This is a genomic window from Arthrobacter oryzae (assembly GCF_030718995.1).
Lineage (GTDB): Bacteria > Actinomycetota > Actinomycetes > Actinomycetales > Micrococcaceae > Arthrobacter > Arthrobacter oryzae_C.
Map to the genome: position 1 here is coordinate 4088859 of NZ_CP132204.1, position 17066 is coordinate 4105924.

Genomic DNA, 17066 nt, shown 5'->3' on the forward strand with positions numbered 1-17066 from the left:
GTGCAACCCCACTTGGTGTCTTGGGCCTAACGACACCCCCGGATCCGGCGGGCAAAAAACGGTCGACCGGCTTGCAGATTGGGAGGAGGATTAAAAGGCATTCACTATGAGGAGGTCAGTGATGTGCTATCCGTATAACAAGGAATTCCAGAGGGACACCAGAAAAGAGGAATCGCGGAAGCCGGAGAAGCGACCGGAAACGCGTGTGGAGGCGAAGGACTTCAAGTTTTGGGCCTTCCCGCGCCGGGAACGGAAGTTCACGGGTTCGGAACCGGTCGTGGACCGGACACCCGAAAAGGTCTAACGGAACCTGGACAAGGGATAAGAAAAGGCCCCGCACGGCGGGGCCTTTTTCCTGGTTCCTGGCTTAGAGATCTTCCTGGGAGAGCGCCTTGGTTTCAGCCGGAGTGGGGCGTCCCAAACGTTCGTCGAGGGCAACACGCAGCTTTGCTGCGGCAACCTGGACCCGGTGCTCGGAAGGGGTCAAATGCCTGTCGCGGGGCGTGGACACGTGACGGGGCGTGCGGGACTTCTTTTGCTCCGGTGTGCTGGTGCTCATGGCCTTCCCTCCTCCGTTCGGTCCGTGGTCGTTGTTCCATTGTCCCCGATTGGTTCCCCTGAGTCCACGGCGTCGACGTCCTCGTCCCATGTGCCGCCCTCGCCGTTGGCCTCCGTCACCGATTGCCAGGCAATGTCCAGCAGCTCAAGTTCTTCTTCACGCGCGAGGTCGCTCCGCGCCAGGACGGCAAGGGACGCCAGGCCAATGGCCTTGGCATCCTCGTCTGCCTCCAGGGCCTTGTCCAGGGCCCACTGCGTGCGCTTCCACCATTCGGCGCGGTCGTCAGCCCGCGTTTTTTGCCTCAGCGCCTGGGCGTCCGCCACGGCTTTGACGCAGTGTCCGCCAGCCAATGAAGGCGGCGAGGACGGCGCCAGCCAGCACCGCCAGCGGCCCCAGCGCGGCCACGATCTGCCACCACTCGGCAGGGGCGGAGAGCGCAGCTTCAAGAGGGGCCGGGGAGAACTTCACAGAACCAGCCTAGGCCGTGGACACCGGCCGGGCAGGTATTTGCGCAGCCGCCGCCGCGAGTCTCCTGATTGGTTGCGCCGTTCGCCGGTACCGTTATTTTGGGGGTGCATGACATGGAGAACGGCGTGACGGACCGGCTGTGGGACAGGGAGGTGCAGGAGTTCATAGCTGCCTGCCGCCAGGAGAAGCTGAGCGACATTTCGGTAAACCAACTCGACACGGAAAACGGACAGTCGCTCTTGTCCGTTTCGGCAACCTACCGGTCCAGGAATGGGCGCATTCTGCCCGTCGGTTACCGGTGGACGAAGTCACGATCCGGCCCGATGGGGGAGGTCTACATCGGTCGGGCGAACGCGCCGGCCGGTCTGGAGCTGGACGGACTCTTCTGGTTGGCCCTCAGGTCCGGCCTGTGGGTTGAGCGGCGCCACGTCGCCTTTGCACTGCTGGCACTAACTGATCTTCAGTCAAAAGCCGACGGAGTCCGCGTGCGGCTGCAGCTCGAGTACCTCAAGGTGCTTGGCGGCAATGAACCCGGCGCACAAGCGCGGGAACTGACCCTGCAAACACTCAACGACCTCGCTTATCTGTACGGCACCCGTTCGACGCCAACAGCCTGAGCTGAACACCGCATCACGAAGGACACGACGATTCCACCCTGCAGCTCCAAAGTACTGACCATTGCGACCGCCTTACTCCTGCTGGGTGGACTGTCCGGCTGTGACGCCGCAGCATCCGCCGGCGCTGCGATTGCCAAAACCCTCCGGAGCGCTGAACCCCACCCTGGTTCGGAGGAGCCGGTTCCCCAACCGGCAATAGGCCCTGAGGAGGTTGCTGCCGCAAACGCGCAGCTTGGCAATATCCCGGTGAAGGGGCGCGCACCGAAGACCGGCTATAGCCGCGAACAGTTTGGGCCGACCTGGGCGGATGTGGACCGAAACGGATGTGACACACGAAATGACATCCTGGCCCGGGACCTGACCGGCGAGACATTCAAACCCGGCACCCGCGACTGCGTCGTGGCAACCGGCATTCTGGCCGACAAGTACACCGGGGCAACCATCCGGTTCGTCCGCGGTCCGGATTCCAGCTCAGCGGTGCAGATCGACCACATCGTTCCGCTGTCGCTGGCCTGGCAGACCGGCGCCCAGCAGTTCAGCGCCGAGCAGCGGAAACAATTCGCCAACGATCCGCTGAACCTCATGGCGGCCGACGGCGCGGCGAACTCGGCCAAGGGGGACAGTGACGCCGCCTCCTGGCTGCCACCGAACAAGTCCTTCCGATGCGAATACACTGCCCGGATGACCGCGGTGAAGGCGAGGTACAAGCTATGGGTCACCCAGCCGGAGCGTGACGCGATCCAGCGCGTCCTGGCCACCTGCGCCTGATTTCGAATGAAGCCCGCCACTGAAGCCACCGCAGACAACTACGCCCTGGGTTACGCCCAGCGGCGATCTTGGGTCATGTGGTCCTGGATGTGCGGCGTCGGCCTATTGCGGTCCACGAAACTGCTCACGGAACGCGGACCCCGATACGCGAGGTGGCTGGAGAGCTGCTGAGTGGATTAGCACGGTTGAACGTGGGCCTCACGGGTTTGGATACAGAAAAAACCCCCGGAATCCTTGAACTGCTCCCCGGAAGTTGGACTGAGAAATTCAGTTCAAACTCCCGGGGAGCAGTTTCGTGCAATCAAGTAGTTCATTGTCTGAAGTCCAGCGCCAGGCCGCTGTAGCGTGGTTTGAGAAAGGCCTTGCAGATACGGCCACAGCTAACCTGCTGGGCGTGTCCCGTTGGCCGGTTAAGGCGCTGTATCGGCGGTGGAGGATTCGTGGTCAAGGAGCGCTGGTGACCAAACCGGGAAAGCAGTCATACTCTTTCGACTTCAAGCTCGCGTTGGTCGAACGGTTCCTCGCAGGCGAGACCGCACCGGATCTCGCAGCCGAGGCTGACCTGTCTTCGCCGTTGTTACTGAAAAAGTGGGCGCGTGTGTATCGTCACGAAGGCGCGGACGCCTTGCGCCCGAAGCCTAAAAGGCCGACCTCGGAAGCCCGAGACCCCACCACCGTCGGAGACATCCGAGCTGGAGCGGCTGCGCCGGGAAAACGAACGTTTGCGGGCAGAAGTGGCCTATCTGGGAAAATTACGGGCCTTGAGGGCTCAAAAACAACGGTGAAGGTTCAAGCCCTCATCGCCCTCAAGGCTGACTTCCCACTTCCGGTCCTGCTGCATGTCTCGGGTCTTGCCCGATCGACATTCTTCTATCACCAGTCCCGCCTCCAGGCGCCAGACCCGCAGGAGGCACTCAAGACCGCAGTCACAGAGATCTTCACGACGAACCACGGCCGGTACGGACACCGACGTATCCACACGGAACTGATGAAGCAAGGCTGGGCGATCGCGAAGAAGACCGTGCTGAAGCTGATGGGCATCCTCGGGCTCGTCTGCGAGGTTCGGCGGAGGAAGCGCTACAACTCCTAGCAAGGCGAACAGGGCGCTGTTGCGCCTAACCGGCTGAACCGGGAGTTCGACGCCACCGCCCCGAACCAAAAGTGGGTGACGGATGTGACCGAATTCAGTATCGGCGACCGAAAGCTCTACTTCTCACCGGTCATGGACCTCTTTGACCGGCAGATCATCGCCCATTCAATCAGCACGTCCCCGAACCTCGCGCTCACCAATACTTCCCTGAAGCAAGCCCTCGCCTGCCTGGAGCCCGGTCAGCAGCCGGTCGGGCATTCAGAAGGGCAACTGCTACGACAATGCCGTGATGGAGAACTTCTTCGGCCACCTCAAGGAAGAGATGTTCCACCGCGTCCGGTTCCTCAGCACCGACGCTCTGGCCGTGCACCTGAACGAATACATCCGCTGGTACGACACCAACCGGATCTCAACAAAGCTTGAGGGCCTGAGCCCGGTGCAATACAGTGCCCAGGCCCTCGCGGCTTAGGATCTTATTTTACCCGTCCAACTTCCGGGGACCAGTTCAAAGAGGTGCGGGGCGCTTCATTATGCGGACGAACTGTCAGCTGCGGTACTTGAACAGCGCGGTGTGGGACGATCCGTCCTTGAGTGTCAGCTTGAACATGCGGCAGGAGTTGGCCCACGCCTTCTCTGTCTTCCAGACGTACGTGTAGACACCCTGAGCCGCATCGTAGGACAGACTGCTGGAGCCTGCAGTCGATGTAGTCTCCACCTCAGCAAGAGCCGCCCCTGTATCGCAGGTAACAGGCGCCGACGTCGGTGATCCCGCTGCCAGGATGTCCATGCCGAGGTCGCCGCCCAGGCTGAACTGCATAGGTACAGCCCGTCCGGCCGTCATGACGTTCAGGGCCGGCGCCGCGTCCACCGGTGCCATGAACCCGCCGAAGTTGTAGGCTGAGCCGACCGCGGGCAAGGTTACCGTGGAGGCGGTACCCATTGCGTGGTCAGCGGTGAAGCCCACAACCCCAATCTCGACATCCTTTCCTCGGGAGACCTCGGTGATGGTTGCCGTCCGCGCTGCCGCATCGACTGCGCCTGCCGGAATGCCGTCCACGCTGAGGCCCCAGATGCCGACCCGGGGATCGCTGGACTCCCACGTCACCTGAACGGTGCTGGTGCCGCCGGCGGTGGACGTCGCCACAGCTTTGACGTTCAGCGGGGCAGCAGGGAGGGCGTCGCGGGGACCGGATCCGACGTGGACCGCTGCCGACGCGTTGGCAATTAGGCCGTTCGCGTCCGTCATCCTGACCTGCATCTGCCCGTCCCACTTTGCCGGGTAGGTGTGCCGGGCGACCGGAGTGGTGCCGGATTCTTCGAAAGTCCCGTCACCGTTGTAGTCCCAGTCGTACCTGATGATCGACGAATTGGGCGAGTACGAGGCTGATGCGTCGAAGGTGAACTCCTGACCCACCGGACCCCAGTACGCCGGGTGCCGGAGGATGGCGACAGGCCGTTCCTGGATTCGGGTCAGGGCCGTGGTCAGTGCGGCTTTCGTGTCCCCGCCGTTGACGATGACCTGGCCCGTGGTGGCCTGCGCCAGCGCCGCGTAGAAGCTGCTGAAGTAGGACGGAACGACCGGGTAGACGTTGACGGGGTCGATCTCCAGGGCCCGCTGTGCGACGGACGCGAGCGTACTTCCGTCCACGAGGTCAGGGTCGTGGTAGTCGGCGTCGGTCAGAACCACGGCCGCCTTGGTGGCCCCATTGCGCCATTCGAGCCCGTTGAAGGCCGTCATGAGGGCGTGGAGGGTGGCCTCGGGGCGGTCTCCGCCGCCGCTGGCGTAAATGGTGGTGAGCTGGGTGTTGAACTCCGTGGTGTCTTCCTGGAACCCGCTGAGGATACGGGCGGTGAACTGGTCCCCGGCGTCCTTGTACTCCACGAGAGCGACGCGTCCGCGATTGACCTTGATCGTGTCGGCCATTTCGGCCGCGAAGGCTTTCGTCGCCTCAATCTGGCCCCACATGGAGCCCGTGGAGTCGATCAGGAACACTACATCCAGTCCGGCGGTTCCGGCGCCCGGAAGGCTGACGGTGTCGTTTACCCCCGCATCGGGGAGCAGGGGCTTGAGGCGTTTGGCGATCTCAACGGAGGCACGGTAGATGCTGCCGCCGTCCTCGTCATAGGTGCCGTGGCCCACCTGGTCCCACACGTAAGGGCTGGCGCCGCAGACAAAGTCGTGGGTGGCGCAGGAGAGCCCGGTAGTGGAGGTGAAGCCGACGGGAAGGTAGGGGACGCGCGATCCGAGGGAACCTGTGCCGGTGCCGCAGTCAGGAACATCGAACCGCCACTCCGATTTGTTGGGCAGGCCGAGGCAAGCAGGCGGAATGAGGCCTTGCCCTTCCGGAAGGTACAGCCTGGGATCCCCGAACAGGGCTTGGTAGACCACCCGGCGTTTCAGGTCGTCGCTGAGCTTCTCATTGTACGTCTCGCCCACGACCTGCGCGCCCTGGGAGTAGCCGCCGAGAACAAAGAGCGAGTCTGGGCAGGTTGACGCCCGTGCCTTCAGGTACGCGTGCAGCTCTTCGACGCCCTCATCGACGCTGGCGCCGTAGCTGAAACCGCCACCGCCCGTCGCCGCCGCTCCCAGCGACCTGAGGGCCCTGTCCCAGTCCTGGGAACCGACCGGAAGGGCAGGGTAGGCGTGCCCTTCGATCATCTCTGAACCCAGTTCGTAGTGGTGCGTGATGGCGGGTCCGTCGATTCGGGCGTCGATTTCGTCTTTGAATTTGGTCGCTTCACCTTCGAAGAGGCCTTGTCCTGACCCGCGGGCGAACACTGTTTCGACGCTTTTGCATTCCTCGACCAGCGCCCAGACGGGCGCTGCAATGGCCGCCGGGGCGGTGAGCGTTAAGGTTGCCATCGCGGCAGTGAGGACTGCGGCGGTGATGTGTAACGGAGTTTTCGGGCGCACAGCAATTACCCCCATGTGGTTACTGAACTGAAATTGCCGCTTTCGGCGGCGTCTGGGGCCGCGGATTCGGCCAGACTGCTCTCAGAGTACCTGCGCCTTTATCCACTGACTAGATAAATCAAGCTCAAGGTTTTTCAAGGATGAGGCTCACGCGCGGGCGGCAGCTTCAGCGGTGGGGTTCCGCGGTCAGGACAAGGGTGAGCGGGTTGTTCTTTCCGGGGCTGACCACTTTCAAGGTGTAGTCGTACTCGCCGTCGTTGCCTGAGGCGCTGCACGCAGTCGTAACCCCGCCAGCGTCAGCCGGCCGGGCGCAGGTCCCTTTGACGCTCATGGTGACGCCTGCAGTGTTGCTGACGGCTTTGAGGTCATCTGCTGTGAACTCGCCGCCGACGTTCCAGCGCCGATAGATGCTGGGGCACGGATTGGTGTCCATGCACAGGAACATTTCCCGGCGCACAATGCCTGACTCCAGCGGCCAGTTCGCAGGGACCGAGAAACGGTCGACACGATTAACGAAGTCTGCGGTGACCCTGTCTTCGGCAGCGCGGACCAGGAAGAAACCGGCAATGGCTATGACTGCCAGGCCAGCCAGAACCGAGGTCAGGATGATCCCTCTTTTTCGCTTCACTGTGTTCCCCCAAAACCATCAGCGCAGACGCACCGAGCACCGGTCCGGCGGTGGTGCTGAGTGCATCGTATCCTCATGCGGCAAACTTTGTCGCCGGAATTGTCAGTGCTCGCCCGTATCATTCGCTTCGACTGGCACCCCAACAGTCGCCGGCGGTGGAAAGGGTACGAAATGAGCGAGTACGGCCATCCTGAGGAAATCATTCCGCCGCCGGCTTTCCCACTCCCGGCCGCCCTGCCAGCGGCACCCTCACAGCTCCCGGCGCAGGCTTCAAAGGCGAAGTCAGCGTTGCGGATTTCCGCCGGCACCATCTCCATCGCCGTCGGCTTCTGGGGCGGCAGCGCCGCCCTTGCCCTGCATTCAATGAGCACTCTGCTCGGGCCGCGATTCGCCTGGCTGGGCTTCCTGCTCGGCTTCGCAGCGCTCTGCACTGTCATCACCGGCTTCACCCAAATCGTCCGGCACCGGCTCAAAGACCTGCGCATCCGTGCCGTGAATCATAAGGAGGCGTCAGGAGCAATGGACCGGGAATACCGCCTTCCCGTTGATGGCGTCGTCTCGGTCTCAGCCAAGGGCACCGTAACCATGGTTAGCCTTATGGGTCTTTGAATTCTCGGTCCCGCGCGTGGCATCTCATTCCGCGGTTGAACTTTCCTCGAGTACCTCATCATCGAACTCGGCCTTCGGAGGCCCGTAGGCCAGCCTGGTGGCACCGATGACAGCCGAAGTGGTGGCGAAGCTGAAGGTGGCGCCAATCGCAGCGCCCAGTGCGTACGGCAGGACTACCTCCAGCACGATGGTGCCCGTCGGACCGGCCTTTGTGATGAAGTTTCTGTACACGAGATTGTTGATTGGCTTCAGTGCCGAACCAGGGATGGCATCCAGCGCCTTTCGCGTCCAGTTTTTGCTGGTCTTTTTCGCGAACCCTGGCAGCGCTGACGTAACGCTGCTGTCCATGAGGATCGAGAGCGCAAGCTTCCTGCGGTGTTCAATGTCTGTAGGCGGGACCTGGTGCACTTCGGCCACAGCGAGGATGTAGAAGAGTGCGGCCGGCAACGAAACTACATTTCCGCCGAGGATCATGGCGGCGTTGACTGCCTTTCCGACGCCCGGGGCAGCTCCGGCCGCTCCGGTTGCAGCACCGGCAGCAGTGGAGGTTGCGAGCAGCTGACGGTTGAGCTTCTTTATGGCAGCTGCCGGTGTGAGATTGGGCTTCTTGGCGCGCATCTTCCGGACATAGGCTGCCGCCGAAAATGCCTGGCTGCTCAGGATCGAGTTGATCTTGTCCAGCATCGCGGTGTCCGGGGTCGGAGTGCCTTCTGATCCGTAATCGGCAGTGCGGTTCGGTTCCCTGTCATCCATCGGGGTCTCCTCGTTTTCGGCACAAATGCAGTGGTGCCGACTGGCCCCTGCGAGAAGTATTCCCTAGGGAATCGTCGTCCCCCTATCGCGTCACACGTGCAAAGTATGGGGTGTGAAGGTCTGCAGCCGAAGATATTCGAGTGCCGTGGCTATTCTGCCGTGGAACGAGATTGCATCGCTAACTGGGAAACGTGATAACCATCGTCTCTAAGGCGGAAAATCTTTCCTCAGGTTATCACGGGGTTCAAAGCACACATCTCTCACATGGGGCGCCAAACAACCGCTCCACCACAAAAGGGTGCTTGATCGCTCGGGAAACGACCGCCGGTAGGGTGGGAAAACGGCCCCGGCCAGCCGCGACCGTCTCGCAGTAGTCCTTGATTTCATCGCCGCTGTGCTGGCGGCGGGCGTGGTTGTCCAGGACGCAGACGTAGGCCAGGGGTAGTTCCGTGTCATGAGTGGCCTGGTACTCCTCGAGCAGGAGCAGCAGCTTGTCCACGTCCCGGCGCAGCGACTTGTTGCTCCGCCCGCCCTGGACGGTGGCGCCGACTTTCAGTTCGCTGATGACGGCCAACTCTTTCAGGAGGCCCAGCCCGGATTCGTCGGAGGCTCTGCCGATCCGGTTGGCGTAGTGCGGCATGACGATGCCCGGGTGCCGGGTCACCACGGCGTCCGGGCGGACCTCGCCGCCGCCGACCTTGGCCTTCAGCTCGGAGCCCGGGAAGCCGTTGATGTTGATGATCGGTTCCCCGGCGACCCGGTCGATGCCGAACTGCGAGGTCAGGTAGTGGGCGAACCACGCCTGGAAGGTGGCCTCCGGTGCCCAGAAATGACCGCAGGTCCGGGCGAACACTGTCCAGGCTGCCTCGAACTCCACCGCGACGGGTTCAGCTTTCCGGACGTTATCGGCCGACAACTCGTTCATGTGCAGAGACTAACTTCCGCCCGTGGGGTGTGTGGCGTGGCGCGCCGCGGCCGATGCATGCCATGATCAATTCCAGCAAGACCGCTATGAAGATGGCGACTGTAGGCGGGTGTGAACCGTTCGGTCAACCAGGAAGCCTGGAAAGCAACCGGTCCGCGCCTACCCGTGCCATGAGTGCCACCGCTGGCATTTGACCTCCAAGCGGCTCACCGGGAAGACGCCCCGGTGGGAGCGGAAGCTTTCACTGGCCACGGTTGACGGTGGCTAGACTGGGGCTTTGGAACGCGTGCTGTTGGACCAGGTTATTCAGACCGACTACGGGCAACTGGACCTTTCGTGGGGCGAGGACGGCGTCTTTGATGGCAATTTCGAACGCTCATACCAGGGTCAGGTCAACGGTTTGGTCGGCGCTGCCAACCCGCAGGGGGTCCACGTCAACCTCGCCAGGCGGTCGGGCGGATCGCCTGTTCGTATCGTTCTGCTGGATGCACCCCCGGGAAGCGATGACGGGCAGTGGGAGGACATCGTCGAGGTATCCATCACACTTCCTGAAGGACACGAGATGATGTGGAGCACCTGGGCGAACGAGAACACCGGACCAGTAGATCTTCCGCCTGGTTCCTACCGGCTGCGGGTCAGCGCCAAAGGCCGGGATGAAGGCCACGCCGGGGAGTTCGCCGAGGTTTCGGTCGATGACTACCTCCTTCAATTCTGGCCGGCACCATGGCGGCTCGATGCAATAGGCCGGACTGGGAGCGAAGACGCCAGGTACTGGCATCAGTCGGTCGGCAACCGCCGTTGAGTGTGGCGATCCGTCTTGGATCGTGGCTGCCGAGGCTTGACGGTGAGTCGGTGAACGTATTGCCGCCGGCGACTTAATGGATGCCGGCGATGCCGGGAACCAAGAGTAGCTAGTCCGGCACATAGCGACGCCTGATTTCGAGGACGACGTCCTGAGGTCCTCCTGGGCCGGGACTCCAGACGGTGAAAGAGTACTGAAGCTCCCCGTCGCTTCCACTTGAGGTGCAGATGGGGCTGTTCCCGATGACGTTTGACGGCCTCTCGCACGGTCCGTCGGCCTTCATCTCGAAACCAACCTCCGCGAGTACCGCAGTAACGTCGCTATCCGTCAGTTCTCTGCCGGTCTCCCAGCGGCGGAAGAGGCTGGGGCACGGATTCGTGCTGATACACATGAACCGCGCTCCGGGCGGACCGTCTCGTCGGTCAGCTTCCAGTCGGCCGGGATGGCGAAGCGGTCTGCCTGTGACAGCATTCGGTCGGTTACCTTGTCCTCGGCGGAGCGGGCCATGAAGGGCGCCGTGGCAGCAAGAACCAGGACCACAGCAAAGACCCACCAGATTCTGTGCTTCACTGGATCCCCCAATCCGCCTTGTTATGGCCACCCTAGCCCGTAAGCACCTCGGACGGTCCGGCCGGTCCCTACAAAGCGTACCGAGGATCGCCGCTTCTTTGACCTGCGGCCCTCGCCGGTGTTCGCAGCCCTGGCGGACCGCCTGGTCATCGAGTGGACTAAGGACACCGTGAACTGGGCCAAGACCGGCGACCAGGCAACCGGCATGACGGTGGTCGAGATCTCCGACCCGTCCAGCGTGCCGTTCCCGGGATTTGATTCGCTCCTGGTCAGCTTCGACGAGCTCCAGGCCGTCATCACCGATGACCGTTACGGGCAGTGGCAGACCGCGCTCCGCTCCGTGCAGGGCATCTACCTCATCGCCGACACTAGCACCGGCAGGCTGTACGTGGGGAAGGCCGACGGTGTGGAGCGCTTCCTGGGCCGCTGGAGCGAGTACGCCAGGAACGGCCACGGCGGCAACGTCGCGCTCCGGGAGCTGGCTGCCGCGGACGCCCGCCACCGGCAGCACTTCCAGTTCAGCATCCTGCAGGTCTTCTCGCCGAGCGCGCCGGCCGCGCAGGTTGATGCCGCCGAGGCCCATTTCAAGCGGGCACTTCTCACCCGGCAGTTCGGCATGAACCTGAACTGACGCTTTCCAGGTACGGGTGCTTCCTGCCGGGCAGGCCGCAAGCTCTGCGGGTACGGCGTCTTAGCTGGGATCCGGGCAAGGTTGAGCGGCGATCCTGGCGTTGCGTGCGCTGATGAAGCGGTTGCTCTTGGCCAGGTACTTCAGGTATTCGGTCTCGTCCTTCGGGACGGCCGGGGTTTTGAAATCATCGAAGTCGTGGAAGAAGTCGATGTTCCCGTCATCCTTCAGAAGGTCCTGCAGCAGGAAGAACTGCACATATCCATCGAAGTCTCCGAACAGCTTGAAGAAGTTTTCGTACCTGTCTATGACCTCTTCGAGGGGGTTCGGCTTCTGGCGGCCGCCGTACCAGCGCTTGATGCATTCCAGGGTGAGGTCGAAGCGGTCGGCGATCTTGCGGTTGAATCCGCGGGCGCCGTTGAGGGTCATCCTCCCGTCGACTTTGTTGCCCGGCAATACAATGTAGCTTCCAATCGTGTAGCCCAGCTGCTCTGGCAGGGCCTCCGGCGGGATGTTCCTGATGATGCGCCCGGCCCGCTTGTGCAGCCTGGTGGTGATGGCGTCGCTGGCCATGAAGAAGACACCATGCGAGGACCTGTGCACCAGGTACGCATTGCGTTCAGGAGCCAGATCAAAGCGCCCGTTTGCGTAGGGCAGCTCCTTGCTCCACAACTTCCGGTGATAGCCCTTCAGGGTCGGGCTGTACTCGTCAGGGTCTTTGCCATTGGCGTCGGCGTCGACATTAAAGGTGGTGTCAATGCATTTGGTCTTCTCGTGTTCCATCAGGTGTCCCCCCTGCTCGTCTGGCTTCGCGGTCACGACGTGGCAGGAGCGGAGGGGCTGAGCCAGCGCAGCTGGTGGCCGGAGAATCCCGTTCCTGCGTCGCTTTGATTATCTCTGTGGTGCTGGTGGGAATGCCTGTTACGGAGTGCGACACGACCTGATTCGTTACCGATGAGGAGCGCTTCTCTGGCTGCTTCGACGACTTCCTTGTCATTCCGCACGTTTTCCGGGCCTGGCCCGCGGCGAAGTACGGGTCCTGGATCACCACCCCGCTCTGGTGCGAATTCCTGCTGGCGTAACGAGTGGTGTCAGCACTACCGCAGGTGACGGAGATGACGGTAATGTGAGTTGGTATGAAGCGTCATTCAGGCGATCCTGGAGGTATCAGGGTCACCGACCCCAACGCCCCGAAGGCCACCCCGACAGCCGCTGCACGAAGCGCGTCTGTTGCCGGTAAGAAGCAAGTGCGGCGATCACTGCCTGCAAAGACGGTTTACGTCACCGTCGAGCAGAAGTCCGGCCGATGGAAGGTGAAGCGGCGGGGTCCTCAGGCGAAACCGGAGGCCGTTCGCGCTGCCGAAGACCGGCTGCGCGAAGGTGAGCAGCAGCTCCGGCGGACCGCGCGCGCCCTTGCCGAGGTCCTGGAGCGCACCGGCCAGGGGCTGGAGGCCAGCCCCGAAGTGGCACGCTCCGTGCAGGCTTCCGAGAACCGTTGGCGCACCATCGCCCGGGAGTACGGGTTGCTGGACAGCCGCGCGGTCGCCGCCCTTCTTGGCGGCAGCGGGACCAACAGGAACAGGGCACACCAGCTGGCCAAGGAAGGCAGGATCATCGGGGTGAAACGGGGGAGGGGCACCCTGTACCCGGGCTTCGAGTTCGACCACGGCGAAGTCAGACCCGTGATTGCCGAGGTCGCCGCCATCGGCCGGCGCAATCACTGGACGGACCCGCACTTGCTGCTGTGGCTGGCTTCCCCGAACGGGTACCTGGAAGGCCGTGTCCCGGCGCAGATGATGGATGACCCGGACAGCATCCTCGAGGCAGCACGCCAGGATATGGCTGAACGTTGGTAGGGCCTGTCCCTGCGCCACCCAGTCCTTTTGATCCGCATCGGCTCGTCCTCCCCGAAGGCACCGTGCTGCACCGCGTCTACGGGGCAGGCCCCGACGGCACACGCCTCCCCACCTCGTTCAACCCGGGCCTGGGGGAGCGGACTAGGTTCGCTTTCTTCGGCGACGACCAGGGCGTGCCGGTTCCGGTCCTCTACGCTGCGGAGAACGTGGAAACCGCAGTCTGCGAATCGATAGTCCACCACCTTCCCGCCGCGGGCGGGACTGTCTTTCCCCGGCAATACGCCGACCGGATTGCTGCCGGTATCACGACGCTTCGGCCCCTCAGCCTGGCATCCTTCCGGGGTGTGGGCCTGCGGCACTTTGGCCTGGACCGGTCCCAGCTGACGGTCACGGATCCGGCCTGGTACGCCGACACGGTGAAATGGGCAGAGGCTGCCTGGAGGGCGGGCCTGGACGGGTGCGTGTGGACCAGCCGCCGGCTGGACTCCGGGGCGGCCTACGTTTTTTTCGGCCGGGCCAGCGACGCCTTCGGGATCTCGGCAAGTGTTGCCCCGAAGGTTTTCCTCAACGGCCCGGACCTGGACTGGCTGATCGACTTCTGTGCCTTCATCAACATCGACGTCGAGCTCTGACAAGGGTGACGCCCGCCCCCTCCAGGCACAAGGCCTGGGGTCTCACAGACTCTAGTTAAGAGGGAACGTCCTCCTGGCCCGGGTTTCCAGCCGTTTCAGTGTCGTAGCTGTCTCGTACAGTCTGTCTCATCAGGGCGTCTTGAAACTCCTTAAGGACTTGCGAGACGAGACGGGACAGGGGTCTGGCATGAAACTGGGGTACGCGCGGATCAGCACCGGGGACCAGAACGCCGCCATGCAGGTGGAGGCTTTGGTTTCGGCAGGGGTGGCAGAGGACAAGATTTTCGTGGACGAGATGTCCGGCGCGAAGTCCGCGCGGGAGCGTCCCCAGATGGCCCGGCTTCTGGAGTACGCCCGCGACGGCGACGAGATCTTCTGCTGGAGGATCGACCGGCTCGGCCGGTCCCTGGTCGATGTCGTCAACACGGTCAACGACATCACCTCCCGCGGCATCCGGCTGTATTCGATCATGGACGGGGTTGACCCCTCCACAGCCCATGGACGGCTCCAGCTGGCCCTGTTCGCGAGCCTGGCCGAGTATGAACGCGAGCTCATCAACGAAAGGGTCAGGGCCGGGGTGATGGCAGCGAAGGCCCGCGGCGTCCACTTCGGGAAGCCGGCGCCCAAAGCGGAAACGGTGGAGACCAAGGTGCGGCTGTGCCGGCAGATGACGGCCGAAGGCATGTCCTCAATCGAAGCGGCTGAAGCGGTCAACTGGTCCAAGGCCACGATGTACAGGTATTTGAAGCAGGTCGGGGGCGGAATCACCTGTGGCCGGACCTGTACGCGCCCGCCGCGGCGTGTCCAAGTACGCGGGCCGCCGGCACGATCCGGCGCCTCGCGGCTGACTATCTGCGCATTTTCCCTTGTAGAGTCAACCCGCGGGGCCGTGTACGGGCGGCTGACTTCTCGGACCCGCGGGGCTTGTGCTGGGAATACGACGCGGGGGATACGGGATGACGAATACTGGCAACGATGTAGAAGGCCGTGCTCAGAACAAGCCGACAAGACCAAGATTGAAGTGGTACTGGAAACTTGCTGGTTTCTTGTTCTTTGGTTTCACGATCTTTTATATGTTGATGCCCGTTCTGAACTCATTTGGTATTGAAAGCCTTCGATGTGACGTCATTTCAGCAAGATCCCATACAAGCTCTGGTGGGACTAGAGGCTCGGCTTCGACAGCCGGTGTTCTGGTAGAGACGACTAACTGCGGGACGATGCATGTATCCGAGGGTGTGTCGTTCGACAATCAAGACGAGGTTGCAGCGTCCTTCAAAAGGTGGGAGCGAATACGAGTTCGACCTTGGCTGGTTCTCACGAGTGGCGACCAAGGACATCAGGCACGAAATCCCCTCAGTGCGGGGCTATCGCTTAGCAAATTAACAGGGTCTTGAAGGAGTACGGCGCTGAGGAGCCGGTGGTCGCCGCCGTGATGAAGCCGCCGAAAGGCAGGTCCCGATACATCGACAAGAGCATGCTGCCAGCCCGGGACTAAATCTGCGCATGTTCCCTGGTAGAGACCGACGGAGGGGACACCGTGGAGCAGCTCGCATTGATGACGGAATCTGACCAGGACCAAGCGCCAGGCCAGGAGTCTGTTCTGGCCGAAGCCCCCTCAGCGGCGTTCGTCTACAACCCCTGGAAGATGGAGGACGTCCGTCGGCTGTCCATCAACCTCGCGGACGGGACGAAAGTCGGATACCTGGATGTCGCCACGTTGGACGCTGTACCCGAGCAGGGATCCTCCGAAGGGTTGTTGCAGCTCGCCCTCGCCGGTTTGTCGCCTGCGGCTGCAGAGCGGAGCTTCGTCCAGGGAGCCCATCTCGGTGACGCGCCTGCGCCCGCTAAACCGGAGCCGGCTTACGTGCTGCCCTGGACTGACCTTGCAAGCAACCGGCCCGGCCAGCTGATCGAGAACCTGGACGATGCTTCCTACCGTGCAGACGTCGCGGGGGAGCAGCGCACTGCAGGGGTCCTGGCGGGCCTGGAGCACGAAGGCTATCGGGTGCTGCACGCCGTCCCGTTGAGTCCGCGGAAAGACATCGACCATCGGGTCATCGGGCCGACCGGGATGTGGGCCACCAACGCCAAGGCCACCACGGAGGACGTCGCGGCCAAAGCCGACGGCGCCGTGTATTCAGACGGCTACCGGCAGAAGTGGATTGAAGCTTGCGGTGCGGCCGGTGGTGGCCGTGTGGTCAAGCATCGGAGTATCCAGCTCATCCACTCATCTCGTCGCCGGCGACGACCTCTGCGCCGTAATTACCGGTGACCCGACTTTCCCTGCAGCCTGGGTGGAGGTCGTCTACAACGTCGCCCGACGCTCCGACACCTGGACGGCCAACCATTGAGCCGTCGCCTACGCTTGTGCTCAGGGGGATATGACTGTGCTGAAAAGATTTGACCAATGGGACGTGCGGCACCTTCGCGGCGGAATGATCGCCTTGATGCTGGCGGCGTTCTGGTGGTTATTCCACCACTGGCTGGTTGAGGCATCACTCGTTTTCGCGTTGGCGGCGGCCTACGCCGTGCTCGTGTACCGATTCGCCGCCGCATCAGAGCGCACGTCCCAGGTCATGCTCTGGTCGTGCCTCGTGAACTACATCGCGTTGATCACCATCGAGGATGCCGTTCTGGGCTTCCCCGCGGCCGGGCCATGGCTCCTGGGCTTTATCGGCGGCGCAATCGCAGGCGGTTACGTGTGGACCGGGCCGCGTGCCGGTGCGGAATACAATCAGGTGCATAAACGCAAGCCGGAAGCTGACGGAAGCTTCACCGGCGGGCGGCGCCTGGCGGTGATCAACGGGGTCTGCGCGCTTGCGCTGCTCGGCATCGGGACGGCCCAGATCGTTGTGCTGTCACCAACGATGCCTGCTGCAGTCGTCCTTGCCGGCGCGGTCGCTGTCGGCTGGGCTCTGTTCCGGTTCCCGCCCACAGTGCCGGCCAGGAACGGTCTCCTTCTGGTCTTGCCTGTCGTGTGGTTTGCGTTGACGTTCGTCGGGGGCGCCACCGATCAGATGGCCTTGCCGCATGCATGGGCCTACGGCGCCCTCGCCGGCATCCTCATCGGCGGCAGGTACTGGACAGGGCCACGGCTGGGGCAGCCCCGGCCCCCTTTCAACGGCCAGAGCAAGCGCCGCAGACGGAAGCGCAGACCAAAGCAAAAGGAAACACAGAAGCGCGCAGTTTCGGCTCCAACGGAGTAAGACGTCGATCTCGAAAGACAAGACTGCCAGCAAGGGGGATG

20 protein-coding genes and 1 pseudogene are annotated in these 17066 nt (G+C 62.9%); 13 read left to right on the forward strand and 8 right to left on the reverse strand.

The window, feature by feature from the left end; all coding sequences use genetic code 11:
* Positions 1 to 367 precede the first annotated feature (367 nt).
* From Q8Z05_RS18730 to Q8Z05_RS18740, 3 genes are read right to left on the reverse strand one after another with little or no spacing between them, the layout of a single operon-like run.
* Positions 368 to 559: a hypothetical protein gene (locus tag Q8Z05_RS18730; protein ID WP_305941059.1), complete on the reverse strand. Its 192-nt coding sequence runs from the start codon at positions 557 to 559 to the stop codon at positions 368 to 370.
* Entirely contained in the window at positions 556 to 882 is a 327-nt protein-coding gene (locus Q8Z05_RS18735) for a hypothetical protein (RefSeq protein ID WP_305941060.1), read from the reverse strand. The genes Q8Z05_RS18730 and Q8Z05_RS18735 overlap by 4 nt, the downstream gene beginning before the upstream one ends.
* Positions 842 to 1027 carry a hypothetical protein gene (locus Q8Z05_RS18740; RefSeq protein ID WP_305941061.1) on the reverse strand — a complete coding sequence of 62 codons (186 nt, stop codon included), beginning with the start codon at positions 1025 to 1027 and terminating at the stop codon, positions 842 to 844. Before Q8Z05_RS18740 ends, Q8Z05_RS18735 begins: the two co-directional genes overlap by 41 nt.
* A gap of 113 nt (positions 1028 to 1140) precedes the next feature.
* Between Q8Z05_RS18740 and Q8Z05_RS18745 the strand changes: the two genes are divergently transcribed.
* The 5 genes and pseudogenes from Q8Z05_RS18745 (at position 1141) to Q8Z05_RS18760 (ending at position 3971) form a co-directional block, all read left to right on the forward strand.
* A complete protein-coding gene (locus tag Q8Z05_RS18745) occupies positions 1141 to 1644 on the forward strand; it encodes a hypothetical protein (RefSeq protein ID WP_305941062.1) in 504 nt (167 codons plus the stop codon).
* Between the two features lie 309 nt (positions 1645 to 1953).
* Entirely contained in the window at positions 1954 to 2412 is a 459-nt protein-coding gene (locus tag Q8Z05_RS21505) for an HNH endonuclease family protein (RefSeq protein ID WP_371745886.1), read from the forward strand.
* Between the two features lie 313 nt (positions 2413 to 2725).
* On the forward strand, positions 2726 to 3502 hold the full coding sequence (locus Q8Z05_RS18755) for an IS3 family transposase (RefSeq protein ID WP_305941063.1): 777 nt from the start codon (positions 2726 to 2728) through the stop codon (positions 3500 to 3502).
* A gap of 84 nt (positions 3503 to 3586) precedes the next feature.
* A pseudogene (locus tag Q8Z05_RS21510) lies at positions 3587 to 3682 on the forward strand (hypothetical protein); the annotation flags it as partial.
* Between the two features lie 109 nt (positions 3683 to 3791).
* Positions 3792 to 3971, forward strand: a complete 180-nt coding sequence (locus Q8Z05_RS18760; protein ID WP_305941064.1) for an IS3 family transposase — start codon at positions 3792 to 3794, stop codon at positions 3969 to 3971.
* A 75-nt stretch (positions 3972 to 4046) separates the two neighbouring features.
* Here the strand turns inward: Q8Z05_RS18760 and Q8Z05_RS18765 are convergent, their stop codons facing one another.
* Together Q8Z05_RS18765 and Q8Z05_RS18770 are read right to left on the reverse strand one after the other, a co-directional pair.
* On the reverse strand, positions 4047 to 6365 hold the full coding sequence (locus tag Q8Z05_RS18765; RefSeq protein ID WP_305941065.1) for a PxKF domain-containing protein: 2319 nt from the start codon (positions 6363 to 6365) through the stop codon (positions 4047 to 4049).
* A gap of 217 nt (positions 6366 to 6582) precedes the next feature.
* On the reverse strand, positions 6583 to 7044 hold the full coding sequence (locus tag Q8Z05_RS18770; protein WP_305941066.1) for a hypothetical protein: 462 nt from the start codon (positions 7042 to 7044) through the stop codon (positions 6583 to 6585).
* A gap of 171 nt (positions 7045 to 7215) precedes the next feature.
* Between Q8Z05_RS18770 and Q8Z05_RS18775 the strand changes: the two genes are divergently transcribed.
* Positions 7216 to 7653, forward strand: coding sequence for a hypothetical protein (locus Q8Z05_RS18775; protein WP_305941067.1), 438 nt, complete (start codon positions 7216 to 7218; stop codon positions 7651 to 7653).
* 24 nt (positions 7654 to 7677) lie between these two features.
* Here the strand turns inward: Q8Z05_RS18775 and Q8Z05_RS18780 are convergent, their stop codons facing one another.
* Positions 7678 to 8406, reverse strand: coding sequence for a hypothetical protein (locus Q8Z05_RS18780; RefSeq protein ID WP_305941068.1), 729 nt, complete (start codon positions 8404 to 8406; stop codon positions 7678 to 7680).
* Between the two features lie 244 nt (positions 8407 to 8650).
* The gene (locus Q8Z05_RS18785) at positions 8651 to 9331 is read right to left on the reverse strand and encodes a hypothetical protein (RefSeq protein WP_305941069.1); all 681 of its coding nucleotides are present in this window, start codon (positions 9329 to 9331) and stop codon (positions 8651 to 8653) included.
* Between the two features lie 277 nt (positions 9332 to 9608).
* Between Q8Z05_RS18785 and Q8Z05_RS18790 the strand changes: the two genes are divergently transcribed.
* Both Q8Z05_RS18790 and Q8Z05_RS18795 read left to right on the forward strand, forming a co-directional pair.
* Positions 9609 to 10133: a hypothetical protein gene (locus Q8Z05_RS18790; protein WP_305941070.1), complete on the forward strand. Its 525-nt coding sequence runs from the start codon at positions 9609 to 9611 to the stop codon at positions 10131 to 10133.
* 688 nt (positions 10134 to 10821) lie between these two features.
* Positions 10822 to 11334: a GIY-YIG nuclease family protein gene (locus Q8Z05_RS18795; RefSeq protein ID WP_305941071.1), complete on the forward strand. Its 513-nt coding sequence runs from the start codon at positions 10822 to 10824 to the stop codon at positions 11332 to 11334.
* 60 nt (positions 11335 to 11394) lie between these two features.
* Here Q8Z05_RS18795 and Q8Z05_RS18800 read toward each other — a convergent pair whose 3' ends face one another.
* The gene (locus tag Q8Z05_RS18800) at positions 11395 to 12150 is read right to left on the reverse strand and encodes a DUF6994 family protein (protein ID WP_305941072.1); all 756 of its coding nucleotides are present in this window, start codon (positions 12148 to 12150) and stop codon (positions 11395 to 11397) included.
* Positions 12151 to 12467: 317 nt separating this feature from the next.
* Here Q8Z05_RS18800 and Q8Z05_RS18805 point away from each other — a divergent pair, with 317 nt between their 5' ends.
* The 5 genes from Q8Z05_RS18805 to Q8Z05_RS18825 all read left to right on the forward strand — a co-directional run bounded on the left by Q8Z05_RS18805 (position 12468) and on the right by Q8Z05_RS18825 (position 17025).
* Positions 12468 to 13187 (forward strand): hypothetical protein, encoded by a 720-nt coding sequence (locus Q8Z05_RS18805; protein WP_305941073.1) that lies wholly within the window; start codon positions 12468 to 12470, stop codon positions 13185 to 13187.
* A 62-nt stretch (positions 13188 to 13249) separates the two neighbouring features.
* On the forward strand, positions 13250 to 13819 hold the full coding sequence (locus Q8Z05_RS18810) for an RES family NAD+ phosphorylase (protein ID WP_305941074.1): 570 nt from the start codon (positions 13250 to 13252) through the stop codon (positions 13817 to 13819).
* Between the two features lie 139 nt (positions 13820 to 13958).
* Positions 13959 to 14927, forward strand: coding sequence for a recombinase family protein (locus tag Q8Z05_RS18815; RefSeq protein WP_305941075.1), 969 nt, complete (start codon positions 13959 to 13961; stop codon positions 14925 to 14927).
* A gap of 447 nt (positions 14928 to 15374) precedes the next feature.
* Positions 15375 to 16091 carry a nuclease-related domain-containing protein gene (locus Q8Z05_RS18820; RefSeq protein ID WP_305941076.1) on the forward strand — a complete coding sequence of 239 codons (717 nt, stop codon included), beginning with the start codon at positions 15375 to 15377 and terminating at the stop codon, positions 16089 to 16091.
* 115 nt (positions 16092 to 16206) lie between these two features.
* On the forward strand, positions 16207 to 17025 hold the full coding sequence (locus tag Q8Z05_RS18825) for a hypothetical protein (protein ID WP_305941077.1): 819 nt from the start codon (positions 16207 to 16209) through the stop codon (positions 17023 to 17025).
* Positions 17026 to 17066: the final 41 nt, after the last annotated feature.